Genomic DNA, 23,782 nt, shown 5'->3' with positions numbered 1-23,782 from the left:
GTTTAGACTCATATGAAGAAAAAGCCGCGCTAAGTTGTTGCTTTACGTTATCGGGTAGATTTTTATTACAGGCGAAATATAAAGGGGCTTGATGGGCATTGATGGGCATGAGTAATTCGAGTTGTAATTTATTTAATAAATGAGATTGTTCATGGTTTATTCGCTGCGCTGGTATAACAACTAAATCAATACTCGAACTTCGGGTTTGGATTATCTTAAAAATATTATCAAAACTACTAAACAGCATTAAATTTTCGTTTTCTTTAAAGCCCTTTGAAAGTAAGTAATGATGGCTGTAGTTATCTTTTAAAACCGCAATACGGTATTGCTTTGCCTGCTCTAAATTAGTTAAGGAAATACCTTTGCTTTTAAGGGAGTAAAAATTAGTGTCAAATTGGGCAAGCTTAGCAAACCAAATAAAATTATGTTCCCGCTCAGGCGAACGAGAAATAGAAAATATACAGGTTTGGGGATCTCTCAGTGCAATATTGTAAGCCATACTCCAATCGTTTACAGAAATTGAATAATCAATACCTACGCTATCAAGCACTAATCGGACTTTATCGGCAGCATCACCTACTAAATTGTTATTCGCGTCCAGATACTGCGCAGGCGCAAAGTTCTCTGTCACAACAGTAAGTTTAGCCGCACAATGATGACTTACAATGAACAATAATACACAATACCACTTAGTCACAATAACCCACTATATAAAATTTAAGATGTTACTTTTTTGATAAAAGCAAATTTAATATAGCGGATTATTTACAAATAGCCAATTTTGACCTTTAGGATTAACGATTCATTGCTGCAATTAAGAATGCTGAAATTTTAGCGCCTTCTCTAAGCGTCGTCTCTGAGCTTGATTGACCCACTAATGAGCTGTCGGTAAACGGCGCGATTTCCATCATATCTGCACCGGTTATTGGAAACTCATCGGCAATGGCTGACAAAATATCAAGCGCATGCTGTGGTGTTAATCCATTTTCTTCAGGTGTACCTGTTGCTGAAGCAAATTGAGCATCTAATGCGTCAATATCAAAGCTTACATACACTTCATCAACCTTGTCAGCCTTTAGTTGCGCGATTGTATCGGCAGCAACAGCGGCTGCGCCACGCTCAATAATTTCAGCAGCCCAGTGCTGTTTAACGCCAAAGGTACTTTCCCAATGTGATTTAGGCTTACCACTTGAGCGAATACCAAATTGAATTAAATGATGTGGCGCGGGTAAAAATTCTAAAATATGGGTACACCAAGAGCCAAAACATAAATCGATGCCTAAACGCTCAACCAATAAATCGGTGTGGGCGTCAAAATGAATAATAGCCGTACGCTTACCTTGGCTACGCTTTGCTTTTAAGTACGCTTTTGTCAGCGGGTAACTAATAGAATGATCGCCACCAATGCCAAAAATGCCTTTATCTTGGAATGTTGCATAAAAGCTGTCACATACATCTTCGGTAATAGACAGTGGACTTACGAAATGATCGTTATTGTCATTGCCATAAAGCGCTTTTTGGCAATTGGTAATTGTTGCCTCGTTTAAGTATTTATCGTGTAATAAATGCGGTATTACGCGCACATCACCTAAGTCAAATGAACGACACTGTGTTTGCTGGTCAATTAAAGCTGAACGTAAAAATAAAGGCCCCCAGTTTGCACCGCGTAAAATACCACCACCACAATCAGAGCTAATCCCCAGCATAACCGCTTTGTGGGGTGAGTTAGGTAATTCATTTAGCGAGTCACGCCATAAAGCATCGACATTTTCAGTTTGACCATATAATTTATTTCTGAGTGCTGCTTTGCGTTCTTTTGCCGTATTAACCGTGAATACACCGTCGCCAGGTGCACATAAACAGTGTTCAACTTTATTTTTAAATGCTTGAAATTGTGTGCTCATTGTAAACCCTTTTTCAATCTGAATATCTTGTCTATTATTGAGTAGTTATGCAAAACGACGAACGCTGAATAAATTAAAAATTAATTGTCTGTGGTTATAAAAATCACTGAACGTTGTGTTTTGCGAGGTTAGGTCAGTGGCAAAACAATACAAAACCTACTAACTAACCTTATGAATATAAACAATTTAAAATTTAGCTAACAACTCTTTTAGCTAGCTACTGGTTTGCTCTGAGGTATGAATATAGTGTCTGAGCAAACAAGTCAACTGGCTCATTTTGTTAGTAATTTTAGCCATTGATTGAATATTCAGAGTTGATGAATAAATCAATACGGACATCCGTCCTGTACTTCATTTAGGTTTCTCGTAATCATGTTAAATTGACAACAACTCTTATTAAAAAGGCTTAGTTATGGAAAAGGTATTTCACTTAGGACTGTGTATTGATGATTTAAAAGGTGCAAAACTGGCTATTGTTCCAGGGGATCCAGATCGTGCAGCACGCATTTCACAGTTCTTAGATAATCCAACCTGCCTTGCTCAAACGCGTGAGTTTCACATTTATTTAGGCCAATTAAACGGCCACTCAGTGGTTGTATGTTCAACCGGTATCGGCGGCCCTTCAACGTCAATTGCGGTTGAAGAACTGGCTCAACTTGGCGTACGTAGCTTTCTTCGCATTGGCACAACAGGCGCGATTCAGCCGCACATTAACGAAGGCGATATTTTAATTAGCCAAGCCTCAGTTCGTTTAGATGGCGCGAGTCAGCATTTTGCACCGCTGTGCTACCCTGCTGTTTCTGATTTTTTTGCCACTCAAGCGATGGTAAAAGCCTGTGAAAACCTAAACATCGATTTTCATATCGGTATCACCGCTTCAAGCGATACCTTCTACCCAGGACAAGAGCGTTACGATACGCATTCTGGTTATGTTCCTAAGTCATTACAGGGTAGCTGTGAAGAATGGCAAAAACTAGGCGTGATGAACTACGAAATGGAATCGGCTACTTTATTTACCATGTGTGCCGCTCTTGGCCTACAAGCAGCCTGTGTTGCAGGTGTATTAGTAAATAGAACACGTCAAGAAATTCCTAACGTAGACCACGGCGAGATTGAGAAAAAATCGGTTGCCGTGGTACTTGAAGCCGCTAAAGTGTTACTTGGTTAATGTTGCGCTAATAACCTCAAGTGTTGGCAAGCCAGTAAAGCTTGCTAACACGGCTTTTGCCACCCCTGATTGGTTTTCATGACCAGCCGTTTCTAATAACGTAACTGATTTAACTGTTTGCTTATCAAAGCTCAGTCCTGCTAAAAACAACTGACTCACAGCACTTTGTAATGGCGATAAACTCGGGCTGTACGCTGCATTTTCTGCATAGCTGCCATAAAAATCACCGTTTTCAAACGTACTTATTTTTACTGCACTGTAATTTTGGCTGTATGGCACATAAGCCGCTAAAGCATAGCTCATCAGCTTTTCATCAAGTTGTTTGTTTTCAAAAAAATTAGTTTGCTCTGCTGGGTTAAATAAGCTGTGCTCATTGCCTAAATCGGTTGGTCCAAATGAATGAGGTAATAACTCTGCCAATTTAAAGTTTTGTGCTGGCAGTAAAATATCAAGCTCTTTCGCATCAGCGAGTTCATTCATAAATTGACGACAGTACCCACATGGGACATCACTAATCGCTATTTTAAGAATTTTTTTACCGCCATTTAACCAGGCATTATTAATTGCAGATTGCTCACCGTGCACCACTAAACTAAGTGCTTGATGGTCAAACTCAGCGTTAGCGCCAAAGTAAAAAGTGGTGTTTCCTTGTGAATCGAGCCCTTTTACAATTGCGCCGACATGAAATTTGGAAATAGGTGCAACCGAAAACTCTGAAGCCATAGGCACTAAGCCTTGTAATAATGCATCGTCGCTAACATTAAGCTCGGTGCAAAGCGCTTTAATATCGCTTGAATATAAAATACCGCGTTGAGTTTTTAATTGACTGCGTAGAGCTTGCGTTTGCGCTACGTTTAATGAAATGTGTGAATTGCTAAGTGCTGTATTATGTTGCACTTTAAAAGTTGCTGAAGCCATAATAGTTTTTATTTGTTCAATGGCTAAGTAGTGTAAAAGGTTGGCAAACTAAATACCAGCCTATTCAACGTAAAAAAAGGGAACACGTCGCGTGTTCCCTCTAAAACTAATCTAGTTTTGGATTAACCTGTATTACGCATACCCGCTGCAATACCGGTCATAGTGATCATCAAGGCATTGTCTATATCATTTTCATTGCCTTTATCATCGCCACGAGAACGACGTAATAACTCAACTTGTAATACATTAAGCGGGTCGGTGTATGGGTTTCTAAGCCCAATAGACTCTTTGATCCAAGGCTGATCAGCCAATAAGCTTTTTTGTGGGCTTAATGATTGCACTAACGTCATCGCCTCACCAAGTTCCTCTCGCAAGGCAACACCTAAAGGCTTATACATCTCTTCCACCAGCGCATTATCGTAATGCTCACTCAACCAGCTATCCGCTTTACTAAATACCATTTCTAGCATTTCTAAACGTGCTCTAAAGAACGGCCATTGCAAACTCATTTCACTTAAGGTTTCAATCCCATATTTTTCAAGCGCGGCTTTAAGTCCACTTAATGCACCTAACCATGCAGGTAACATTAACCGGTTTTGACTCCACGCAAAAATCCATGGAATAGCACGTAAGCTCTCAACCCCTCCATTTGGATTTCGTTTTGCAGGCCTTGAGCCTAACGGTAATTTTGACAGTTCCAATTCAGGTGTCGCCATTCTAAAGTAAGGCACAAAGTTTTCATCGTGGCGCACCACATTGCGGTAATGCTGGCACGACACATCGCTAATTAATGCCATCACTTCACGCCATTGTGATTTAGGCTCTGGTGGTGGCAATAAATTACTTTGTAGTACCGCACCTGCATAAATATTTAAGCTTTGTAATGCCACATTGGGTAATCCAAACTTAAAGCGGATCATTTCACCTTGCTCTGTTACCCTAAGCCCGCCTTTTAACGACCCCGGCGGCTGAGAATGCAATGCTTGTGCAGCAGGCGCACCACCACGTCCAACCGTACCACCACGTCCATGGAATAAAATAAGCTCAATACCGCGTTCATCCGCTAGTTGTACGAGCTTATCCATTGCCTCATATTGTGCCCAACCAGCAGCCATCATGCCTGCATCTTTGGCTGAGTCTGAATAGCCAATCATTACATTTTGGGTGTTTTTGATGTGTCCACGGTACCACTCATTATTTAAAAGCGTGGTGATGACGTTGTGGCCATCGTTTAAATCGTCCAAGGTTTCAAATAAAGGCGCCACAGGCAGTTCAAAACCACAGCCAGACTCTTTAAGTAATAGCTGCACTGCTAATATGTCAGAGGCAGTTCGTGCCATAGAGATAATGTATAAACCAAAGGTTTTTTCATCTTGCTGTGCAATAACATCAAAGGTGTCGAGCACCTCTTGCACTTCTGGACTTGGTTGCCAATGCCTAGGAATTAGCGGACGACGTGAATTGAGCTCTGTCAGTAAAAAAGCTTGTTTGTCTTGCTCTTCCCACTGATTGTAATCGCCAATACCTAAATGACGAGTTAATTCTGAAAACACATCGCTGTGTCTTGACGAGTCTTGTCGCACATCCAGTTTTGCCAAACGCAAACCAAAGCTATTTACACGATGGATCACATCTAATAGCAAGCCATCAGCAACCACTTGCATATTGCATTTTAATAATGAGCGATAACACACCTCAATTGGGTGCTTAATTTGGTTAATATCAGTTATTAAATCTTGTGATTCTGTACGCTTATTTTTAATTTTAGCGCTTAAATGCATCACCGTTTCTGCAACTTGGTTTTTAACATCTTTCAAAACAGCACGGTACGGTTCAAACTCTTGCCCAGCCAATTTAATGAGCTCATCGCTGGCATCAGACATAGAAAGTTCAGCACACAAAGTTTCTAAATCACGCTGGTATAAATCCAGCGCCATCCAACGGCCATGATCGAGTACTTGCTTTGTCACCTCGGCGGTTACAAACGGGTTACCATCTCGATCCCCCCCCATCCATGACGTAAATTCTATCGGACTGTAGTTAGCTGGTAGCTCAAGGCTCAAATGCTGTTTAACATGCTGGCTAAACTCACGTAAAAAACGTGGCACGGCATCCCATAAGCTATTTTCAATTACCGCATAGCCCCATTTAGCTTCATCAACTGGGCTTGGGCGAGAACGACGAATATCGTCAGTATGCCAAGCTTGGCTAATTAGCTGCGCAATTCGATTTAATATCGCTTCGCGCTCTTGCGCAAGGTTATCGGTGCGCTCAAGTGATGCTAAACAATCGCTTAGTTCAACATGTTTGTTAATAATAGTACGGCGAGTCACTTCGGTTGGGTGAGCGGTTAGTACTAAGTTTATGTGGAGTTTTGAGAGTGTGTCGGCTAAATGATTATGATTAAGCTGACCTTGTTCGGCCTTTGCTGCTAACGTTTTTAATGTTTGAGTGAGAGGATTTAGTTGGCAAAAACCAACATCATTAAAACGTGATACGGTATGAAACTGCTCTGCAACATTAGCTAAGTTTAAAAAATGATTAAATGAACGGGCAACCGGTAAAAGCTCCTCATCACTAAGCGCATGGAGTACATCAATTAACGCTTGGCGATCGGCTTCATTGCCACTGCGAGATGATTTTGATAAAGCCCGAATTTCTTCTACTTTATCTAAAATCTCTTGGCCTTGGGCATCTTTAATAGTTTGTCCTAATAATTGACCAAGTAGACTAACATTACCTCGCAAGGCGGCATATTGTTCACTCATTTCTAGCTCTCCTTCGTTTCTTGGAGACCTATTAATATCATTAAGCGGGAATATTTAATAGATCCATTTGCATCGCCTTGTCGTAAAAAAGCATATGTAAAATAAACACAAAGCGACAAAATGATCATTTTTTACGATGGCAATTGCCCCCTTTGCAATGCAGAAATGCAACATTTAAAACGTGCCGATGTTGATCATAAAATTACACTAGAAGATTTAAATGCGGATGATTTTAGTGAGCGTTTTCCCGCAATTGATAAACAAAATGCCATGGATTTATTGCACGCCCAAACTGATAAGGGGCAGATGATTTACGGCTTAGACGTCACTTATCAAGCTTGGCGCACCGTTGGGAAATACCGTTGGCTTAAAATAATTCGTTTGCCCGTAATTCGCTTTTTTGCCGATCATGCTTACACTTTTTTTGCAAAATACCGCCATCATATAAGCCGTTTTTTAATGCCCAATGCGCAGTGTAGTAATGATCAATGCAATATCAAATCTAAAGGTGAAAAATGAAAACAGTGATTTTATTTGGCGCCAGTAGCGCCATTGCACAATCCTACGTAAGTCATTTAAATCAGCAAGCAGCACAATTTAATATAATTTGTGTCAGCTCATCGAATATTAATCACAGCGATATAAACGTAAACTATTTTCAGAGCGACTATTCAGCGCAAAGCCTAAAAGAGCTAACCGAGTCGTTAAAATCTCAGCAAGTTGATATAGCTCAAGTGATTATATTTAATGGTCAATTACACAACGACCAGCACATGCCAGAAAAAAAGCTTGAAGAAATCAACAGTGATTATTTTATGCAGCTTATGCACTCTAATACGCTTGTACCCCTGCTGTGTTTGCAAAGTATAGTGCCGCTGCTTAATCATAAAACTCACTGCACAATTACTGCTTTGAGCGCTCGTGTAGGCAGTATTAACGACAATAAATTGGGTGGCTGGTATACCTATCGCGCATCTAAGTCTGCGCTGAACATGTTATTTAAAACAGCCGCCATTGAACTTGCTCGTCGCGCTAAAAATACCAAACTTGTTTTATTTCACCCGGGTACTACAGATACACAGCTTTCTAAGCCATTTCAAAAAAATGTGCCCGCAGATAAACTGTTTACCCCTGACTTTGTTGCGCAGCAATTATTTAAATTTACTTACGAAAACCCACAGTTAGAACTCAACGGCGAACCTGCCTACCTAGATTGGCAAGGAAACACCATAAAATGGTAAGGAACAAACACATGCATTTTTCGAAAGACCGCATAGCCGCACTTGAAAAACATACCCGTACACACTTTATCAACTCACTTTCAGGGTTTAAAAGTGCAAACTTAATTGGCACACAAGACTTACAAGGTAATACCAATCTAGCCATTGTCAGTTCAGTTATTCATTTAGGCGCACACCCACCACTAGTGGGCATGATAATGCGTCCACACAGCGTACCAAGGCATACATTCGAAAATATTATAGAAACAGGCGTTTATACTATTAACCAAGTAAATAGTGATATTTACCAGCAGGCACACCAAACATCGGCACGTTACGCTAAAGATGAGTCTGAGTTTAATGCAACGGGTTTAAAAACAGAGTACTTAAACGACTTTAAAGCGCCTTTTGTTGTACAAAGCCGACTAAAATACGCAGTAAAATTTGTTGAGAACCAGCATTTAGCTGTTAATGGCACTGAGCTGGTTATTGGCGAAATAATGGATGTGTACGTAGATAAATCAGCACTCCAAAGTGATGGCTTTTTAGACTTACAAGCCATCGATACCGTTGCAGTAACCGGATTAGATAGCTACCACACGGCGAATAAGCTCAATCGTTTACCCTACGCGAAAAAATAGCCCAAGGTTATCAAGTCCTTGGGAATGAGGCACTTGATAACTCCCCCCATTTGTTTAATCCCTTGTTCACTAATCGCAATTAATTTGAATTGAACGCGTTTAGCCTACACACTATGCAAAATTTTGTAGGAGAAATATATGACCACAGTTGGTATTGGTACACACACACCCGAACAAGCACTTGCTAGTTTAAGCAATATGACCCACTCAGTAACGCCAATTCAGGCCGATGAGTATTTAGTGCGTATGGCCAAAGCGCAAGCTTATATGCAAGCTAATAATATTGATGCGATATATTTAAATGCAGGTACCAACTTAACGTATTTTACCGGTATGAAATGGTACGCCAGTGAACGACTAGTCGGCGCTATTTTACCCGCCATGGGTGAGGTGCAATACATTGCCCCCCATTTTGAAATTGGCTCTTTAAATGGCTTTAAAGTCATTGATGGCCCAATACACGGCTGGCAAGAACACGAGAACCCTTTTGAGCTATTCGTTAAAGTGCTGAAACAGCTTAATATTAGCGACACCGCTACCGTGGGCATTGATGAAAGCGCACAGTTTTTTATTTTTGATGGCATCAATAAAGCCAGTTCAGGATTAAAACTAGTTAACGCACAACCTGTAACCGCACATTGTAGAATGCATAAATCAGCCAATGAATTAGCATTAATGCAATGCGCCATGGATATGACTTTAGCGGTTCATCAGGCTACTGCGAGCATGCTTTATGAAGGAATTAGCACAGTAGAAGTCGAAGAATTTATAAAAAAAGCGCATCAAAAAGTAGGTGCCCCGGGAAATTACTTCTGTATTGTATTGTTTGGCCTTGCTACCTCATTCCCTCATGGTGTAAAAGATCCGCAAATTTTGAAAAAAGGCGACATGGTCCTTATTGATACCGGATGCAAAGTACACGATTACCTTTCTGATATTACCCGCACTTATGTATTTGGTGAAGCAACCAGCCGCCAACGCCTATTTTGGGATTTTGAAAAAGCGGCCCAGTTAGCAGCTTTCAATCAAGCCGCCCTTGGCGAAACCTGTGAATCGGTTGACGAAGCAGCTCGCAGCTACTTAGCAGCTCAAGGCTTAGGCCCTGAATACCAAACACCAGGTTGCCCACACCGCACAGGCCATGGTATTGGCTTAGACATTCATGAATGGCCATACTTAGTGGGCGGCGATAAAACCCCGCTTGCCACAGGCATGTGTTTTAGTAACGAGCCAATGCTGGTTATTCCAGATGAATTTGGTGTGAGATTAGAAGATCACTTCTATATGACAGATGACGGCCCGCGTTGGTTTACCCAGCCAAGCCACAGCATTGACGACCCATTTGGCTTAAACAGCTAACCTGAAAACATTCAATAAAAGAGCAGCACTTTCGTTGCTCTTTTTATGTTCAATAATTGATAAACTAAACTTCATCCCAATATCCATTGTTATTAAAAAGCAATCCTTCAAGGATCCCTATGAAAAACTTAAAAATTGATATCGTCTCAGATGTAATGTGCCCGTGGTGTATTATTGGGTATAAAAACTTAGAAACCGCATTGGCAGAATTAAAAGACGAAATGAGTGCGGATATTACATGGCACCCTTTTGAGCTTAATCCAGATATGCCACTTGAAGGGCAAGACTTAAACGAGCACTTGCAGCAAAAATACAGTTTAACTGAAGAAGAAAGCGCGCGAAATCGTCAAAACATGGCGGATGCGGGTGAACGAGCTGGGTTTACCTTTAATTTTGACGGTAAACGCATCATGATCAACAGCTTTGATCTACACCGCTTGCTAATGTGGGCGCGTGAAGAAGGCAAACAAACTGAGCTAAAATTGGCGTTTTTTGAAGCACACTTCACCGATTTAAAATATTTAAATCAAGAAGATGCGTTACTGGATGTGGTAGAAAAAGTCGGCCTTAACAAAGACACAGCCAGAGAAATTTTACACTCAGATAAATACGTACAAGCGGTACGCCAAGAGCAAAATAACTTTAAACAAATGGGAATAACCTCAGTACCTACTTTCATTATAAATGATAAGTACGCGCTTACCGGTGGGCAACCGAGTGAATCGTTTATTCAAGCACTTAAGCAAATAAGTGAAGAAGAAGCCAAGCAGGAGCAATAATTTTTCGGGTTAGGCTACATTTTGCCGCCTAACCTTATTAATTTTTTAAGTTAAACACCCGTCTGTTATTTAAATTAAGCCCGTCCTCAACATCACGATAATAGTGTTCATAAAGCGCATTTAACTCGCCGCTATCTGCTAACTTTGTTAAGCCTTGCTCTAATAACTCAATGATTGCTTTGTTATTTTCGTTTGCGTAAAAATAATAGTAATTATCGTATTGCAGCATAATATGAGGCTCAATAACAAAGTTATACTGAGGATGTTTACGTATTTCGGCTTTTATAGCAGTTACTGAACGCGGAAAATAATCGCCAAGTCCTTCATCTAACGCTTTTAACATGCTTTCATAACTCAAATCACCATTAACTGTTAAGCCATTGTTCTTTAATACATAATAATCAGACCAACTTTGCTTTTGTAAGGCTATGAACGGCTTTAGTTGTTCAAGGGTTTTTATATCAGAAAATTCTTTTAACCGGCTTTGTTTAACCATGAGCAAGCGCTTTGAATGCAGCCCATTATAAATAGGATAACTTGTGCGGATTAAATGTCTTTGCTCTGCAAGGGAGTTTGGCAAAGTTAACCAAGCTAAATTAACATCATCGTTACGTGTGAGCTCTTCTAAAATTCTTTTAGTATTCATTGGCTCAAGACTATAAGCAATATTGAGCTTTACATTAACCTTTGCAAAGCTCTTTTCTAATAATGTTAAAATATAGTGGTTTTTTGGTATGTCTTGGGTGCTTGGTTTACCGAGCTTAAGGGTGATCGTTTGCTCAGTGCTACTGGCAAAAAATGACACTGCCATTAAAATTAAACTGCAGCATAAAATAATAAGCTTCATAGTTATTCCAAGTTGCTTTAGCAATGTAACAAACTAAACAAATGATAAGTATAGCGGCAACTTAAAATTGCGTTAGTTTATGTACGATAAAGCACCTTAATCACATGCCAACCAAATTTCGTTTTTACTAAATGCGGTTCTAAAATTGCACCACTAAAGGCAACCTTATCAAACTGTGGAACCATTTGGCCTCGTCTAAACTCACCTAAATCACCGCCTTTTTTACCCGATGGGCATGACGAATACTTTTTAGCTAAAGTTTGAAACTTTGCGCCTTTGCCTAATTGCTTGATGATGTCTTCTGCAATCTCTTTATGTTTTACTAAAATATGCAGTGCGTGAGCCGTATTTGCCATGTAAGTGCCTTTTTAATGCTTAAATTTAAACGCCGCGATTTTAGCACAGCCAATACATTCAGGCATCTATTAAAGCACTTATAAATAGTGGGCTTGGTCTTGCTTTGAAGGGATCCTGCAATAGTGATATTTACCAAATAAGGTATATCGATTTGATGCAATTTTATCATAAAGCCAATTGTTAAAACGATTTGGCAACACACTAAATATACCGCTAAGTTTCCACGGATAGCCTAGCTGTTTAATCACCTCAAAAAATGCATGGCTTTGTATAAATGCTTGAGCGTTTTCAATGTAAACCATAGAGGCAAAATCAGTTGTCGAATAGCCAAAGTGCATTAATATTTGCTGCCCTTTTGGTGATTGTACACTGCACAGTTTAAACATGGCCTGAGGATCGTGAGCAATAATAAAATTACACCACGCACTACAAAGCTTGCACTGGGCGTCGAACAGTATAATTTTTTGGCTTTTTATTAGCGCGGCGGTATGGGTGATTAATTGCTTGCTCAAGTGAGGGCTTATTGCTGCACAGGTTTTTTTTGTAGCTTGCGCTGCAAAGTGCGTCTATGCATATTAAGCTGCCTTGCAGTCATTGATACATTACCGTTGTTACTGTGTAATACATGTTGAATATGCTCCCACTCTAAACGCTCGGGTGACATAACCTCTTCAGGAATTTCGGTTACTGTCGATACCGGCTCTACTTTTAGCGCTTTTAATAAGCTTGCCATATCGACAGGCTTAGTTAAATAGTCATTAGCGCCCAAGCGCATCGCCTCTACGGCTGTAGCTATACTTGCAAAGCCGGTAAGCAATACAATATGCGCCTTGGGTAACAAGTGTCGCAGCGGTGCAATAAGCGCCAGCCCATTTTCATCTGCTAACTTCATATCTAATAAAATACAATCAGGTTGCTGCTGGCGAGCCCTAAGTAAAGCCTCTGTTTGGTTATGTGCAACCTCACAGTTAAAGCTGTGTTTTGTTAAGCGCCTTGCCAAAGTGGTAGCAAGGTTAATGTCATCTTCAATAATTAGCAGCTTCATAGCGCCGACTCGGTTATTAATAGTGGCATTTGTATCTTGGCCACCGCCCCACCATCGGGGTGATTATAAACAGTTAACGAACCATTTAAACGCTCAAACGTGACATTTGATAGCATAACCGCTATTCCCATGCCTTGCTCGCTGGGCATGAGCTGCCCGCCTAACTCCGCTAACTCTGAGGATAAAAAACCAGCGCCAAAATCCCGAATAATTAACGCAATACTTTGCGCATCTGGCTGTTGCCAACTCAACTCTAATTGCATTTGGCCTTTTTTTTCGTTAGCAAGCGCTGCATTTTGTAATAAGTTTAAAATAGCAGGTAGCAGCATGGCATCACTTTTTAATGTGGCTTTAGGCGCCTCATTAAGCCAGTTTATTTGTTGATTAGGGTATTGTAATAGCAACGTATCATGAATTTGATTTTGCAGCTGCTCTGCTTTTATAGGTGTTTGCGTGTTTTTATCTCGTAGCTGCATAGAGAGCTTTCTAAAATCATTAAGCTGAGTGCGACATTGCAGCAGGGGTGCTTGCATTTGCTGAATAATTTCATTGTTGGGATACTCTTCTACAAGCTCTTCAAACAATAATTGTAAATTAGCAATAGGCGTTGCTAATTGATGAGTAATTTGCGCCGCTGCGCCATCGAGAGTAACCAGTTGTTCACTACGCAACTGTTTCTCTCTAACTTTGGCAATAGTGCGCTCACGTTGTTGTAAAGCACGGTTCATTGCACCAATAACCAACGCAATCACGCAGGCACTGATAACAAAATTAACCCACATGCCAATAAAGTGGCCACTCATGTTCATTTGGTGCATGCTATGCTCTGGCATTTTAATCAGTAGCATGCTGTAGGCAGCGATAGCCAGCACAGCAATATAGGCAAGCCCACGAGCGCTCAATGTAATTGCCGCTATCATAATAGGTAACAATAATAACGACACAAATGCGTTAGTTGCACCGCCACTTAAAGACAACAAAATAGTTAAAAAAAGTACGTCAGCGGTCAGTTGCATCAGCATGCCAACTGGCTTTGCTTGGCTAACATTTCTATAAGCAAAGATACTTGCTAACTGAAAAACCGCCTCAAGCGTAATAACGGCTAGCAACGGCATGAGCGCAATTTGATGCTCTAATAAAAAATAAACGCTTAACACCGCAATAAGCTGCACAGCAATGGCGCCACTGCGCAGCATTAATAACCGGCTAATAGCAGGATCGGTTTTAATTAACACAATAAGATTCACCTGACTGAATATACATTGCTTTGTTATCCATTATAAATAATGCTTTTTAAGTAATGATTTCATAATATGCGCCCCATATTAGCTGCTCACTCAGCCGCACTCAAGCATATATGGTCAACAAAGTATTCGTATTCTATTAAGCTTAGAAAGCCTATGAGCTATCGTGTAAAACACGCAAAATCATTAAAAGCATTTAATTAACACAATAAAAACAAGCCACTTACCTTTAAACAAAAATGCAGCAAATAGTCCGTAAAATAGCAGTAATTACTAAGCAAACCATGCTATAAACTAGTGTTAACAGCTAATTTTTGATATAACGTCCTCATTAGACGAACACGTCATACCACTTTTAAGAGAACACACTATGCCTTACGCACATATCACTGGTTGGGGTAAATGCATTCCACCAGCAAGCATCAGCAACGACGAAATAAGTGAAATTGTAGATACAACCGATGAGTGGATCACCACACGCACAGGTATCAAGGCACGAAGAGTTAGCCATGTAAGTACTGCTGAACTTGCTAGTGTGGCTGCAAAACATGCCATTGCTTGTGCTGGCGTAGATGCAAAAGATATCGATTTAGTTATTTTAGCAACGTGCACCCCCTCAACAGTAGTCGCAAACACCGCCTCATTAGTACAAAAAAATATTGGTGCCACAGGCGCTGCAGCCATGGACACCAACGCGGCATGTTCTGGTTTCTTATATGCTTTACAAGCTGCGACAGCGCAAATTCAAGCTGGCATGATCAAAAAAGCTGTCGTTATCGCGGCTGAGCGCATGACGTGGTATGTAAACTGGGCACGACGCGACAGCGCAGTATTATTTGGTGATGGTGCCGGTGCCGTTGTGCTTGAAGCAGCAGAAACACCTGCAGGCTTATTAGGGACTAAAACCGGTTGTGACAGCGAAGATCGTGATATTTTACACATTACTAATTTTGGCAGTGATTTAAATAAATATGAGCCAATTGGTCCATCAGACCTTTTATTTGAAGGCCGTGAAATATTTAAACGTGCCGTTAAAGGCATGAGTGAAGCCTGTGACGACGTGCTTGAACAAGCCAATCTTAAGTTAGACGATATCGATGTACTAGTTCCGCATCAAGCCAATCTACGCATTATTCAAGCTATTCAAAATCGCTTAAAAGTGGATGACGAAAAAGTAATGGTCAATATTGGTGAATATGGCAACACCTCTGCTGCCACCATTGCAATTGCATTGTGTGAAGCCGTTGAGCAAGGCTTAATTAAACCGCATGCAAACATTATGTCGGCGGCATTTGGGGCTGGCCTTACTTGGGCGGCAAGCTATATAAAATGGGGCGAGCGAGTAACGCCTATTGCTGTTAGTGATGCTGAGCTTTCACCGTGTGATAAAACGGGTTTAGAGCTTGTTGCACCGGCTGTAAAAGCGTGTAAAGACGCAGAGCCTAGCTAAAAGCTAATATATATGACCATGCACATGTATTGATAAACAGCGCACTGCTTTTAGTGCGCTTTTTGCTTTTTAAGGAAAATATATGCAATTACTAGGCATTCATCATGTAGCCATCATTTGTAGCAACTACCCACGCTCTAAACATTTTTATAGTGAAATATTAAAACTCACGATTATTAATGAGCATTACCGAACAGAGCGAAAGTCTTACAAACTCGATTTAGCTTTACCTGATGGTAGTCAGTTAGAATTATTTTCGTTTAATGATGCGCCAAGTAGACCAAGTTACCCCGAAGCACAAGGACTTAGACATTTAGCATTTAAAGTTGGGTGTATTAATACTGCTAAACATTATTTAGAGTCACACAATGTCATCGTCGAAAATATTAGAGAAGATGAAATAACCGGCAAAAAATTCACCTTTTTTGCCGATCCAGATGGCTTACCCCTTGAGTTATATGCACTTTAACATCAAATAACTCAAGGTATATTTAATTTAGTTAACCCAAATTCAGGTTAGTTAAATCGATTTTGTAGGTAAGTAAATACTGCACGAATACCCAGTGCTTCACCACCAGCTGGACGCCCTGGTAATGCACGTAAATTCCATGCCATTACGTCAAAGTGAACCCATGGTGTATTTGGCTCTACAAACTCTTTCAAATAAAGCGCAGCGGTTATTGCGCCACCAAATGGCGTACTTGCACAGTTAGCCATATCAGCCACATCGCTTTTCAAAAATGGTTTGTATTGCTCGAATAACGGCAATTGCCAAACAGGATCGTTAACTTGCATTCCCGAGTCCATAATGGCATTTGCTACAGCGCGATCCGTTGAGAAAAATCCCGGTAACTCCGTACCTAACGCAATACGGCACGCACCAGTTAATGTAGCAAAATCAATGATTAATTCAGGATCATCGTTTTGTGCTTCGCTTAGTGCATCACACAGCACTAGTCGCCCTTCTGCATCGGTATTGTCTATTTCGACCATAATACCTTTACGGGTTTTTACTACATCGCCAGGGCGAAATGCATTACGCGAAACAGCATTTTCAACCGCAGGCACTAAAACACGAAGGCGTATTGGTAAGTTAGCAGCCATAATTAACTGAGCCAAGGCAATAACATGCGCAGCCCCACCCATGTCTTTTTTCATGTTACGCATGCCTGAACTAGGTTTTAAATCCAGTCCACCGGAATCAAAACAGACACCTTTACCGACTAACGTAATTTGTGGCGCATCAACCGCTCCCCACTTTAAATCGAGTAATCGTGGTTTGTTTTCACTTGCACGGCCTACCATATGAATAGTTGGGTAATTTTGCTCTAATAACTCATCACCTATCCACTGCGAAAATTCACCGTCGAATGTATCTGCTAGGTCACTCATTACCTGCGATAAATGCTGCGGCATCATATCAGCAGCTGGGGTATTAACTAAATCGCGTGCTAAATTAATGGCGTCCGCTTGTTGTTTTACTTGTTCATATAATGTTTTATCAGCAATGCCAAGCTGAGCTTTTGCTGTGGCTTTTTGCTTGTACTCACTAAACTCATAACCACCTAAGACAAAGCCTAAAGCAAGTTGAGCAACTAAAGACTCATCACCTTGAATTTGATAACAACCCGCAGGTAATTTACTGGCAAGCTCGCCAGCGGCCCAAAAATCATCAGTGCTTTGCATTACACAAAATACCTGACTTAGTTCACCCGTTTCTGGGTTTGGTACTAGTGCGAGTCCTGATTTTTCAAAATCTGTGTTTGCTAGCCAGCGCTGTACAAAACTCGGTTGCTGCGTAAGCCAATCGGTTAGTTCGTTTTTAACGATAAATGATAGAGGAATTCCTGAAGAGGTATGACGAAGTAAAGCACTCATTAAATGACTCACATAATAGAAAATGATGCCTTAGCATAACAATAAGCACTATTAAAAGGTATAGCTAATTATGTTCTGCTAGCTTACTTCTTCTTTGAGGGCGTTGAGTCTTGCTCTTGGTTTTGTTGAGCAATTTCTTGATCAATTTCTTTAATCGGCTTATTCATACTAAAAGAACTCGGCAATACATCAACACCTACTAACTGACCTAGTTTAACAACCAGTGGAATAGTTAATGGTGCAAACGGTAATAACGCAAAAACGCCTAGCCCTAGTCCTTTTAATATATCAACAAACTGTTCGTTGGCGCGTTTTAGTTCTGCTTTATTTGTTTGCCCTTGGGTATAACGCCTATAAATTATTAGCATTTCTTTGGTTTCTTGCCTTTCTTGGGCAAGCGCAATTTTAAGCGCGACCATAGCACGACGAAAGCGTAGTTGTTGTCGCTTTTTACTTATTTTAGCAACCCGCCAAGGTGCACGATGGATAACTTTATATAATCGCATAGCCTGTATTCTCACACAGCGCTTTCAGTTCACAAAGAATAATTTACACGCTTTATTCAATCATTTATTCTTAACGTTCATTTTCCTCAGTTTTAATTAAAAACATGCAAAAAAACATACCCAACACTAAACCCGAAAGGCCAAAATCTGATGAGTGCTGCGGCGGCGGTAGTTGCTGTCCATGTGTATGGGATGAGTACAAAGAAAAACTTGCACAGTGGAAAAAACATCATGGTGAAAATATCAATAGCAAGTCAGTTTAATTCAATAATAGAAAGTAGCTAAAATAGCTTATTTAATTAATAACTATGTATCAATGCCTGCTTTTACACCTTTTCCCTGCCCTACTTATGATTAACTCTGCGTTATTTTTAGATAAATCATTTGTTTCAACTTGTTAAATAGTGGTTAATTACCCATTGCCCTCTTTAGTTTTTTTATCTATAGTCTATTTCGAGGACTCACAGGAGGTGCGCTTAGTTTATTAAGCTTTTAGGAGTGAGTTAGCAATATCTGCTCCCCATTGAATGTGAACCGTCCACAATAAAGTCATTAAATAGACTATACAAATCAATTCTAACTGGGGATATTTAGAATGAAATTAAAAAGCAATGCGCTTCAACAGGCCATCAAATTTGCTCTAGCAACAACAGCCGCAGGCTTATTTGTTTCTGGTTCAGCAATTGCTCAAGAAGAGCAAACCGAAGTTAAAGTTAACAAAAATGTAGAAAAAATTGCCGTAGTAGGTACGCGCTCTGCGCCTCGTTCTATTGGTGACTCTCCTGTACCTATCGATATTATTGGTGGTGAAGAGCTAAGTAAATCAGGTAACACTGATATGCTAGAGCTATTAAAAGGGGCTATTCCTTCTTTAAACGTACACTCAATGCCAATCAGTGATGCTGCTTCATTAGTGCGCCCTGCAAACTTACGCGGACTACCTTCAGATAGCACACTAATTTTACTTAACGGTAAACGTCGTCACCGTGCTTCAGTTATCGCCTTTTTAGGTGGTGGTATTAACGATGGTGCGCAAGGTGCTGATATTTCAGTAATTCCAAGTATTGCACTGAAACAAGTAGAAGTACTTCGTGATGGTGCCGCTGCACAATATGGTTCTGATGCGATTGCTGGGGTTTTAAACTTCCAACTTAAAGATGCCTCTGAAGGCGGATCTTTCGAAGTTCGCAAAGGCGAATATTATGAGGGCGACGGTGATACAACTCAAATTTCAGGTAATGTGGGCTTACCATTTACCGATAGCGGTTTTGCTAATTTAAGCTTTCAGTACAAAACAGCCGACGCAACCAGCCGCTCAGTACAAAGAGCGGATGCTACCGCACTTGATGCCGCTGGCGTACCAAACATTGCCCCGATCACCCAAGTATGGGGTGCACCTGAGGTAGATGACGACATCTCTATCTTTGGTAATGTTGGTTTAGAACTTACTAACGACTCACAATTTTACATGTTTGGTAACTACTCAGAGCGTGATGTACGCGGTGGTTTTTATTACCGTAACCCACATACTCGCCCTGGTGCATACTCAAATGATGGTGGCGAAACACTGCTTGTTGGTGATTTAACCGGTGATATGAGCGGTAACTGTCCAACAATCATGATTGATGACAACGTTCTTGATAACCCTGACTACATCAATGGTGTAGCAAATAACCCTGATTGTTTCGCATTTAACGAAATGCTTCCGGGCGGTTTTACACCAAACTTTGGTGGTAATATTACAGATACGTCACTTACTATCGGTACTAAAGGTGAGTTTACTGGCGGCTTTTTAGAAGGCGCTTATTATGATCTAAGTGGTACGGTAGGGTATAACGAATCTCGCTACTTTATATACGACACAATCAATGCTTCACTGGGTCCAGATAGCCCACGTGATTTTAGCCCTGGTAAATATGAACAATTAGAGAAAAACTTTAATTTTGATATTTCAAAAGGGTTTGACTTTGATTTAGCTTACGATGTAAACATTGCCGGTGGTTTAGAATGGCATGAAGAAACCTTTACCGTAGTGGCAGGTGATGAGGCTTCGTTTATTGCAGGTCCATTAACTGATCAAGGTTTTGGTATAGGTTCTAACGGTTTCCCTGGATTTAAACCATCAGATGCAGGCGAATATGACCGTCGTAACTATGCAGCTTACATTGATATTGAAGCGCCATTTACTGAAGAGTTCCTAATGGGCTTAGCGCTTCGCTACGAAGATTACGATACCTTTGGTTCAACCACTAACTATAAGTTAATGGGTCAATACCACTTGACTGAAGATCTAAATATTCGTGGCTCTATCAGCACCGGTTTCCGTGCGCCTACCGTTGGCCAAGCGAATGTTAGTAACGTACAAACTAACTTAAGCAGTGGTGTACTAGTAGATTCGGCATTGTTACCACCTACAAACCCAATTGCTATCCAACTAGGTGGTACTGAACTTGAGCCTGAAGAATCACAAAGCTACACCTTTGGTGCGGTGTATACTATTGGCGATTTATTCTTAACGGTTGATTACTACAACATCCAAGTAGATGACCGTATTAGCCAATCAGATAAAATTGAACTTAGCCAAGCAGATAAAGACACGCTTGAAGCTGCGGGCGTACCTAACGTACAAAACCTTGCGCAAGTTAGTTTCTTTACTAATGACTTTGATACCACTACACAAGGTGTTGATTTAGTTGCTAACTACTCAGCTGAATTGTTCAGTGGTAGCTCTACATTTAGCTTAGCGTACAACTGGAATGAAACAGAAGTAACACGCTCAAGTGATATAACTGGTGCATTTAAAGTAAGCCGTCTTGAAAATGACTTACCTAATCACCGTGCAACACTGAGCTGGGCACAACAATGGGAAAGCTTTTCAGCATTTTCTCGCCTTAACTACTTTGGCGAATACCAAGGCGTTCACGTAGATTATGATGAAACAGCTAAAATGGCTGACGCAGCAGTCACGTTAGATGTAGAAGTAACCTACTTCATGAATGACTCAATTAGCTTCTCATTAGGCGCACAAAACTTACTGGATCAAGAAGCAGAAAAACTTGATTTCACAGTGGCACCAAATAACAACTGGGGTGGTAAGTACTACGAAACATCTCCATACGGAATTAATGGTGGCTTTTACTACGCTAAAGCAACCTATACTTTCTAACATGTGTTAATGATAATCAAAGGCGAAATGTGTAATGCATTTCGCCTTTTTATTGCCCTTTATAAACCCATTTAAAATGACTTTTACACTCGCATTTTTTGTGACTTTGGGGTTATAGTAATTAAAAAGAATATTAGTTGTATTATGCTACTAAAAAAAGCGGACCAGTTATTATCACAAAACAAGCTCAGAGAAGCTGAGTTTCATTACAAAATGCTATTACAAGCAGAGCCTGATAATGGTGACGCCCTGTTTGGCTTAGGTAAAGTAGCACTGCGTTTAGAACAATTTGATGCCGCTGTTTATATACTACAACGAGCGTGTCAGCATCTCCCTTATGCATTAGAACCTTTGTATGCACTAAGTGATGCATTTAATGCGGTCAACTCTCCTGAAGATGCGCAAAAAGTACTCGAATACGCAACAAGTATTGCCGCAGACAACCCAGACACTCATTATTATTTAGCCCAGCACTATTTAACCTTTGGCGAGCTTGATAAAGCGCAGGCCACGTTTGAGGAAGCATTAAAGCTTGGAGTAGCACCAGTTACGGCTTATGTTTTATTTGAATTGGTACAATTAGGGCGCTTTAATAAAGCAAATAATTACATCGATCAGTTACACCACTTTTTAACGCAAACAAATAACCTACGCTTAAAAATGGTCTGCTACTATGCTTTAGCTAAAAGTTACGACAAGTTAGACGATACTGATCAAGCATTTAACTATTTTGTGATTGCCAATCAGCAACAACACAAACTCAGTGAATTTAATACTGAAGATTTAATTGGGTTTTATGATCAACTTATTGAATATAACAATGAAAGTGTGCTCAATTTAGCAAACCTAAATAAGCAGTATCCTGTTACGCCCGTGTTTATTATTGGTATGCCACGAAGCGGCTCAACCTTACTGGAGCAGATGTTAGCAGGACACAGTCAATGGGCAACGCTTGGAGAAGACACCAGTATTAGTAAAAAGGTAGTCGCTTTTTTAGAACATAAAACAGGGTTACGCTACCCTCAATGCTTAACTAAGCTAACAACGCCTTTAATTAACCAAGCCAGAGCTATATATTTAGATACCTTAAGTTCTTCTGGGAGCAATTGCGCATTTGTGATCAATAAACTGCCTAGCAATTACCAAAACTTAGGGTTAATTTATATTTTATTCCCAGATGCTAAGTTTATTAACCTGACCCGCGACTTTAACGCAACCGCATTTTCAGTATTTACTAATTACTTTGCTGAAAACGAACCCTATTTTTGTGATTTAAAAGAATTTACTTTGTACCATCAGCTTTATGAAAAACTGATGAGCCATTGGCAGCAATTTAACCGCTTAGCTATTTATAATTTAAGTTATGAGCAGTTAATTGAAAACCCTAAAGATCAATTAACCGCACTATTGAGTTTTACTGGCTGTGAATTTGAACAGACTTGTTTAGACTTTTACAAAAATAAAAGCGCCGTTACAACGCTCAGTAAACATGCGATTAGGCAGCCTGTAAATAACAAAAGCCTTGATAAATGGCAGCGTTATGAAGCCCCTTTACTTAGTTTGCTTTCGCCGCCTCAAACCAATTAAGTACATCTATAAATTGTTCTTGGCGTGCCTGTGGGTGAGTAAGCATATTAATATGGTCGTAATCTACTTTGTGCCCAAAGCGGCGGCCATATATTTGCATTTTTTGCACCCCAGTACCTGACTCATCAATAAACTTTTGAATATCGATAGGCTGTGCCAATGCTTTATCTTTTACTGCCGCAATATGTAACGTCGGAGGAAGCGTGAGATTTGCTAATGTTTTAGCGTAATCAAAGCCATCATCACTGTCTATCCACGGATTTTTCTTAGCCCACTGCATACTTTGATAATGCGACTTTTGAGTTTCATCATCACTGCCCCACTTTAAGCGTTTTGCTGGTAAATAACCGTGTTTTTTCGCTAATATTGGCGCCATAAAATACCAAATTAAATTGGCCTGAAATAACTTTTTAGGGTGGTTATTAAGTAGCGAACGCTTTGAACCAAAATAGGCACACGCTTTTACATCGTTTATCAGCTCAGGGAAGCGAGCAAACACGCTATTAAGCAACACCCCACCCCAAGAATGAGCAACTAAAAAGTCAGGTTTTTTACTCTCTAACTGTTCAATTTTTTCAATAAATGCCGGAATATCTTCAACAATCGCCTCAGTTTGTCCATACCGTGCTTGCTTACAAATAGCAGGTTTACTTTCACCACGCCCGCGTAAATCAGCGACATAACAACAATATCCGTGTTCAGCTAAAAAAGGCGCTAACCCTTTATTGCTATGAGTGTAAAATATTTTGCCATTTTCTACCGCACCATGAATTAATAACACCACAGGGCCGCTCGGCTGTTGATTGGCGATACGGCGTAAATGCAGTGTTTGATGGTCACCTAATTTAATAAAAACAGACTCTTGAGTAACTGCCAAAGCGAATTCCTTATAATTACTAACAACTCATCCTACCAGTAATACCTGGTAAGCCAAAGGGAAAATTA

The 23,782-nt window shown here is 40.3% G+C and carries 23 protein-coding genes; 11 read left to right on the top strand and 12 right to left on the bottom strand.

The annotated features are described in order from the left end of the window. Both A9479_RS14945 and A9479_RS14940 read right to left on the bottom strand, forming a co-directional pair. On the bottom strand, positions 1-697 hold a 697-nt coding region (locus tag A9479_RS14945), incomplete at its 3' end, for an ABC transporter substrate-binding protein (protein ID WP_064663852.1). 97 nt (positions 698-794) lie between these two features. Beyond that, positions 795-1,904: an arginase family protein gene (locus tag A9479_RS14940; protein ID WP_008464328.1), complete on the bottom strand. Its 1,110-nt coding sequence runs from the start codon at positions 1,902-1,904 to the stop codon at positions 795-797. 412 nt (positions 1,905-2,316) lie between these two features. Here A9479_RS14940 and udp point away from each other — a divergent pair, with 412 nt between their 5' ends. Continuing rightward, the gene (gene udp, locus A9479_RS14935; protein ID WP_008112319.1) at positions 2,317-3,072 is read left to right on the top strand and encodes a uridine phosphorylase; all 756 of its coding nucleotides are present in this window, start codon (positions 2,317-2,319) and stop codon (positions 3,070-3,072) included. Here udp and cdd read toward each other — a convergent pair. Both cdd and ppc read right to left on the bottom strand, forming a co-directional pair. Next, positions 3,061-3,990 (bottom strand): cytidine deaminase, encoded by a 930-nt coding sequence (cdd, locus tag A9479_RS14930; protein WP_064663851.1) that lies wholly within the window; start codon positions 3,988-3,990, stop codon positions 3,061-3,063. The two genes, udp and cdd, sit on opposite strands and share 12 nt — an antisense overlap. A gap of 122 nt (positions 3,991-4,112) precedes the next feature. Then, complete coding sequence (ppc, locus tag A9479_RS14925) at positions 4,113-6,758, bottom strand: phosphoenolpyruvate carboxylase (RefSeq protein WP_036954995.1); 2,646 nt, start codon at positions 6,756-6,758, stop codon at positions 4,113-4,115. Positions 6,759-6,878: 120 nt separating this feature from the next. Here ppc and A9479_RS14920 point away from each other — a divergent pair, with 120 nt between their 5' ends. From A9479_RS14920 to A9479_RS14900, 5 genes are all read left to right on the top strand, one after another. Beyond that, positions 6,879-7,277 carry a thiol-disulfide oxidoreductase DCC family protein gene (locus A9479_RS14920; protein WP_064663850.1) on the top strand — a complete coding sequence of 133 codons (399 nt, stop codon included), beginning with the start codon at positions 6,879-6,881 and terminating at the stop codon, positions 7,275-7,277. Further along, positions 7,274-7,999 carry an SDR family NAD(P)-dependent oxidoreductase gene (locus tag A9479_RS14915; RefSeq protein ID WP_033104141.1) on the top strand — a complete coding sequence of 242 codons (726 nt, stop codon included), beginning with the start codon at positions 7,274-7,276 and terminating at the stop codon, positions 7,997-7,999. The genes A9479_RS14920 and A9479_RS14915 overlap by 4 nt, the downstream gene beginning before the upstream one ends. A gap of 11 nt (positions 8,000-8,010) precedes the next feature. Next, positions 8,011-8,619 (top strand): flavin reductase family protein, encoded by a 609-nt coding sequence (locus A9479_RS14910; protein WP_064663849.1) that lies wholly within the window; start codon positions 8,011-8,013, stop codon positions 8,617-8,619. Positions 8,620-8,757: 138 nt separating this feature from the next. Further along, positions 8,758-9,978 (top strand): Xaa-Pro peptidase family protein, encoded by a 1,221-nt coding sequence (locus A9479_RS14905; RefSeq protein WP_008464319.1) that lies wholly within the window; start codon positions 8,758-8,760, stop codon positions 9,976-9,978. A 119-nt stretch (positions 9,979-10,097) separates the two neighbouring features. After that, positions 10,098-10,757 carry a DsbA family oxidoreductase gene (locus A9479_RS14900; protein WP_016899162.1) on the top strand — a complete coding sequence of 220 codons (660 nt, stop codon included), beginning with the start codon at positions 10,098-10,100 and terminating at the stop codon, positions 10,755-10,757. Positions 10,758-10,794: 37 nt separating this feature from the next. On the opposite strand, the gene A9479_RS14895 is transcribed toward A9479_RS14900, so the two are convergent. The 5 genes from A9479_RS14895 to A9479_RS14875 all read right to left on the bottom strand — a co-directional run bounded on the left by A9479_RS14895 (position 10,795) and on the right by A9479_RS14875 (position 14,241). Beyond that, a complete protein-coding gene (locus A9479_RS14895; RefSeq protein ID WP_064663848.1) occupies positions 10,795-11,604 on the bottom strand; it encodes an ABC transporter substrate-binding protein in 810 nt (269 codons plus the stop codon). Positions 11,605-11,681: 77 nt separating this feature from the next. Beyond that, positions 11,682-11,960, bottom strand: a complete 279-nt coding sequence (ppiC, locus tag A9479_RS14890; RefSeq protein WP_008464312.1) for a peptidylprolyl isomerase PpiC — start codon at positions 11,958-11,960, stop codon at positions 11,682-11,684. A gap of 78 nt (positions 11,961-12,038) precedes the next feature. Further along, on the bottom strand, positions 12,039-12,458 hold the full coding sequence (locus tag A9479_RS14885) for a thiol-disulfide oxidoreductase DCC family protein (RefSeq protein WP_013463126.1): 420 nt from the start codon (positions 12,456-12,458) through the stop codon (positions 12,039-12,041). Positions 12,459-12,481: 23 nt separating this feature from the next. After that, positions 12,482-13,006, bottom strand: coding sequence for a response regulator transcription factor (locus A9479_RS14880; RefSeq protein ID WP_064663847.1), 525 nt, complete (start codon positions 13,004-13,006; stop codon positions 12,482-12,484). After that, positions 13,003-14,241 carry a HAMP domain-containing sensor histidine kinase gene (locus A9479_RS14875; RefSeq protein ID WP_064663846.1) on the bottom strand — a complete coding sequence of 413 codons (1,239 nt, stop codon included), beginning with the start codon at positions 14,239-14,241 and terminating at the stop codon, positions 13,003-13,005. The genes A9479_RS14880 and A9479_RS14875 overlap by 4 nt, the downstream gene beginning before the upstream one ends. A 379-nt stretch (positions 14,242-14,620) precedes the next feature. On the opposite strand from A9479_RS14875, the gene A9479_RS14870 reads away from it, so the two are divergent. Next, on the top strand, positions 14,621-15,700 hold the full coding sequence (locus A9479_RS14870) for a ketoacyl-ACP synthase III (RefSeq protein WP_064663845.1): 1,080 nt from the start codon (positions 14,621-14,623) through the stop codon (positions 15,698-15,700). An 82-nt stretch (positions 15,701-15,782) separates the two neighbouring features. Beyond that, positions 15,783-16,169: a VOC family protein gene (locus A9479_RS14865; protein ID WP_064663844.1), complete on the top strand. Its 387-nt coding sequence runs from the start codon at positions 15,783-15,785 to the stop codon at positions 16,167-16,169. 47 nt (positions 16,170-16,216) lie between these two features. Here the strand turns inward: A9479_RS14865 and A9479_RS14860 are convergent, their stop codons facing one another. Further along, entirely contained in the window at positions 16,217-17,578 is a 1,362-nt protein-coding gene (locus A9479_RS14860; RefSeq protein WP_036955013.1) for a M17 family metallopeptidase, read from the bottom strand. 83 nt (positions 17,579-17,661) lie between these two features. Beyond that, entirely contained in the window at positions 17,662-18,084 is a 423-nt protein-coding gene (locus A9479_RS14855; protein WP_013463120.1) for a hypothetical protein, read from the bottom strand. A 104-nt stretch (positions 18,085-18,188) separates the two neighbouring features. Here A9479_RS14855 and A9479_RS19765 point away from each other — a divergent pair, with 104 nt between their 5' ends. From A9479_RS19765 to A9479_RS14845, 3 genes are all read left to right on the top strand, one after another. Next, positions 18,189-18,347 carry an oxidoreductase-like domain-containing protein gene (locus A9479_RS19765; protein ID WP_076921669.1) on the top strand — a complete coding sequence of 53 codons (159 nt, stop codon included), beginning with the start codon at positions 18,189-18,191 and terminating at the stop codon, positions 18,345-18,347. 332 nt (positions 18,348-18,679) lie between these two features. Then, positions 18,680-21,250 carry a TonB-dependent siderophore receptor gene (locus tag A9479_RS14850; RefSeq protein WP_064663843.1) on the top strand — a complete coding sequence of 857 codons (2,571 nt, stop codon included), beginning with the start codon at positions 18,680-18,682 and terminating at the stop codon, positions 21,248-21,250. Positions 21,251-21,394: 144 nt separating this feature from the next. After that, the gene (locus A9479_RS14845) at positions 21,395-22,837 is read left to right on the top strand and encodes a sulfotransferase (protein WP_064663842.1); all 1,443 of its coding nucleotides are present in this window, start codon (positions 21,395-21,397) and stop codon (positions 22,835-22,837) included. Here A9479_RS14845 and A9479_RS14840 read toward each other — a convergent pair. Then, positions 22,806-23,714 carry an alpha/beta fold hydrolase gene (locus A9479_RS14840; RefSeq protein ID WP_064663841.1) on the bottom strand — a complete coding sequence of 303 codons (909 nt, stop codon included), beginning with the start codon at positions 23,712-23,714 and terminating at the stop codon, positions 22,806-22,808. The genes A9479_RS14845 and A9479_RS14840 overlap by 32 nt on opposite strands. Between the last annotated feature and the right edge of the window lie 68 nt (positions 23,715-23,782).

This window comes from Pseudoalteromonas sp. MQS005 (genome assembly GCF_001661605.1).
Taxonomy (GTDB): domain Bacteria; phylum Pseudomonadota; class Gammaproteobacteria; order Enterobacterales; family Alteromonadaceae; genus Pseudoalteromonas; species Pseudoalteromonas tetraodonis.
This window is presented reverse-complemented; position numbering and strand designations above follow the sequence as displayed.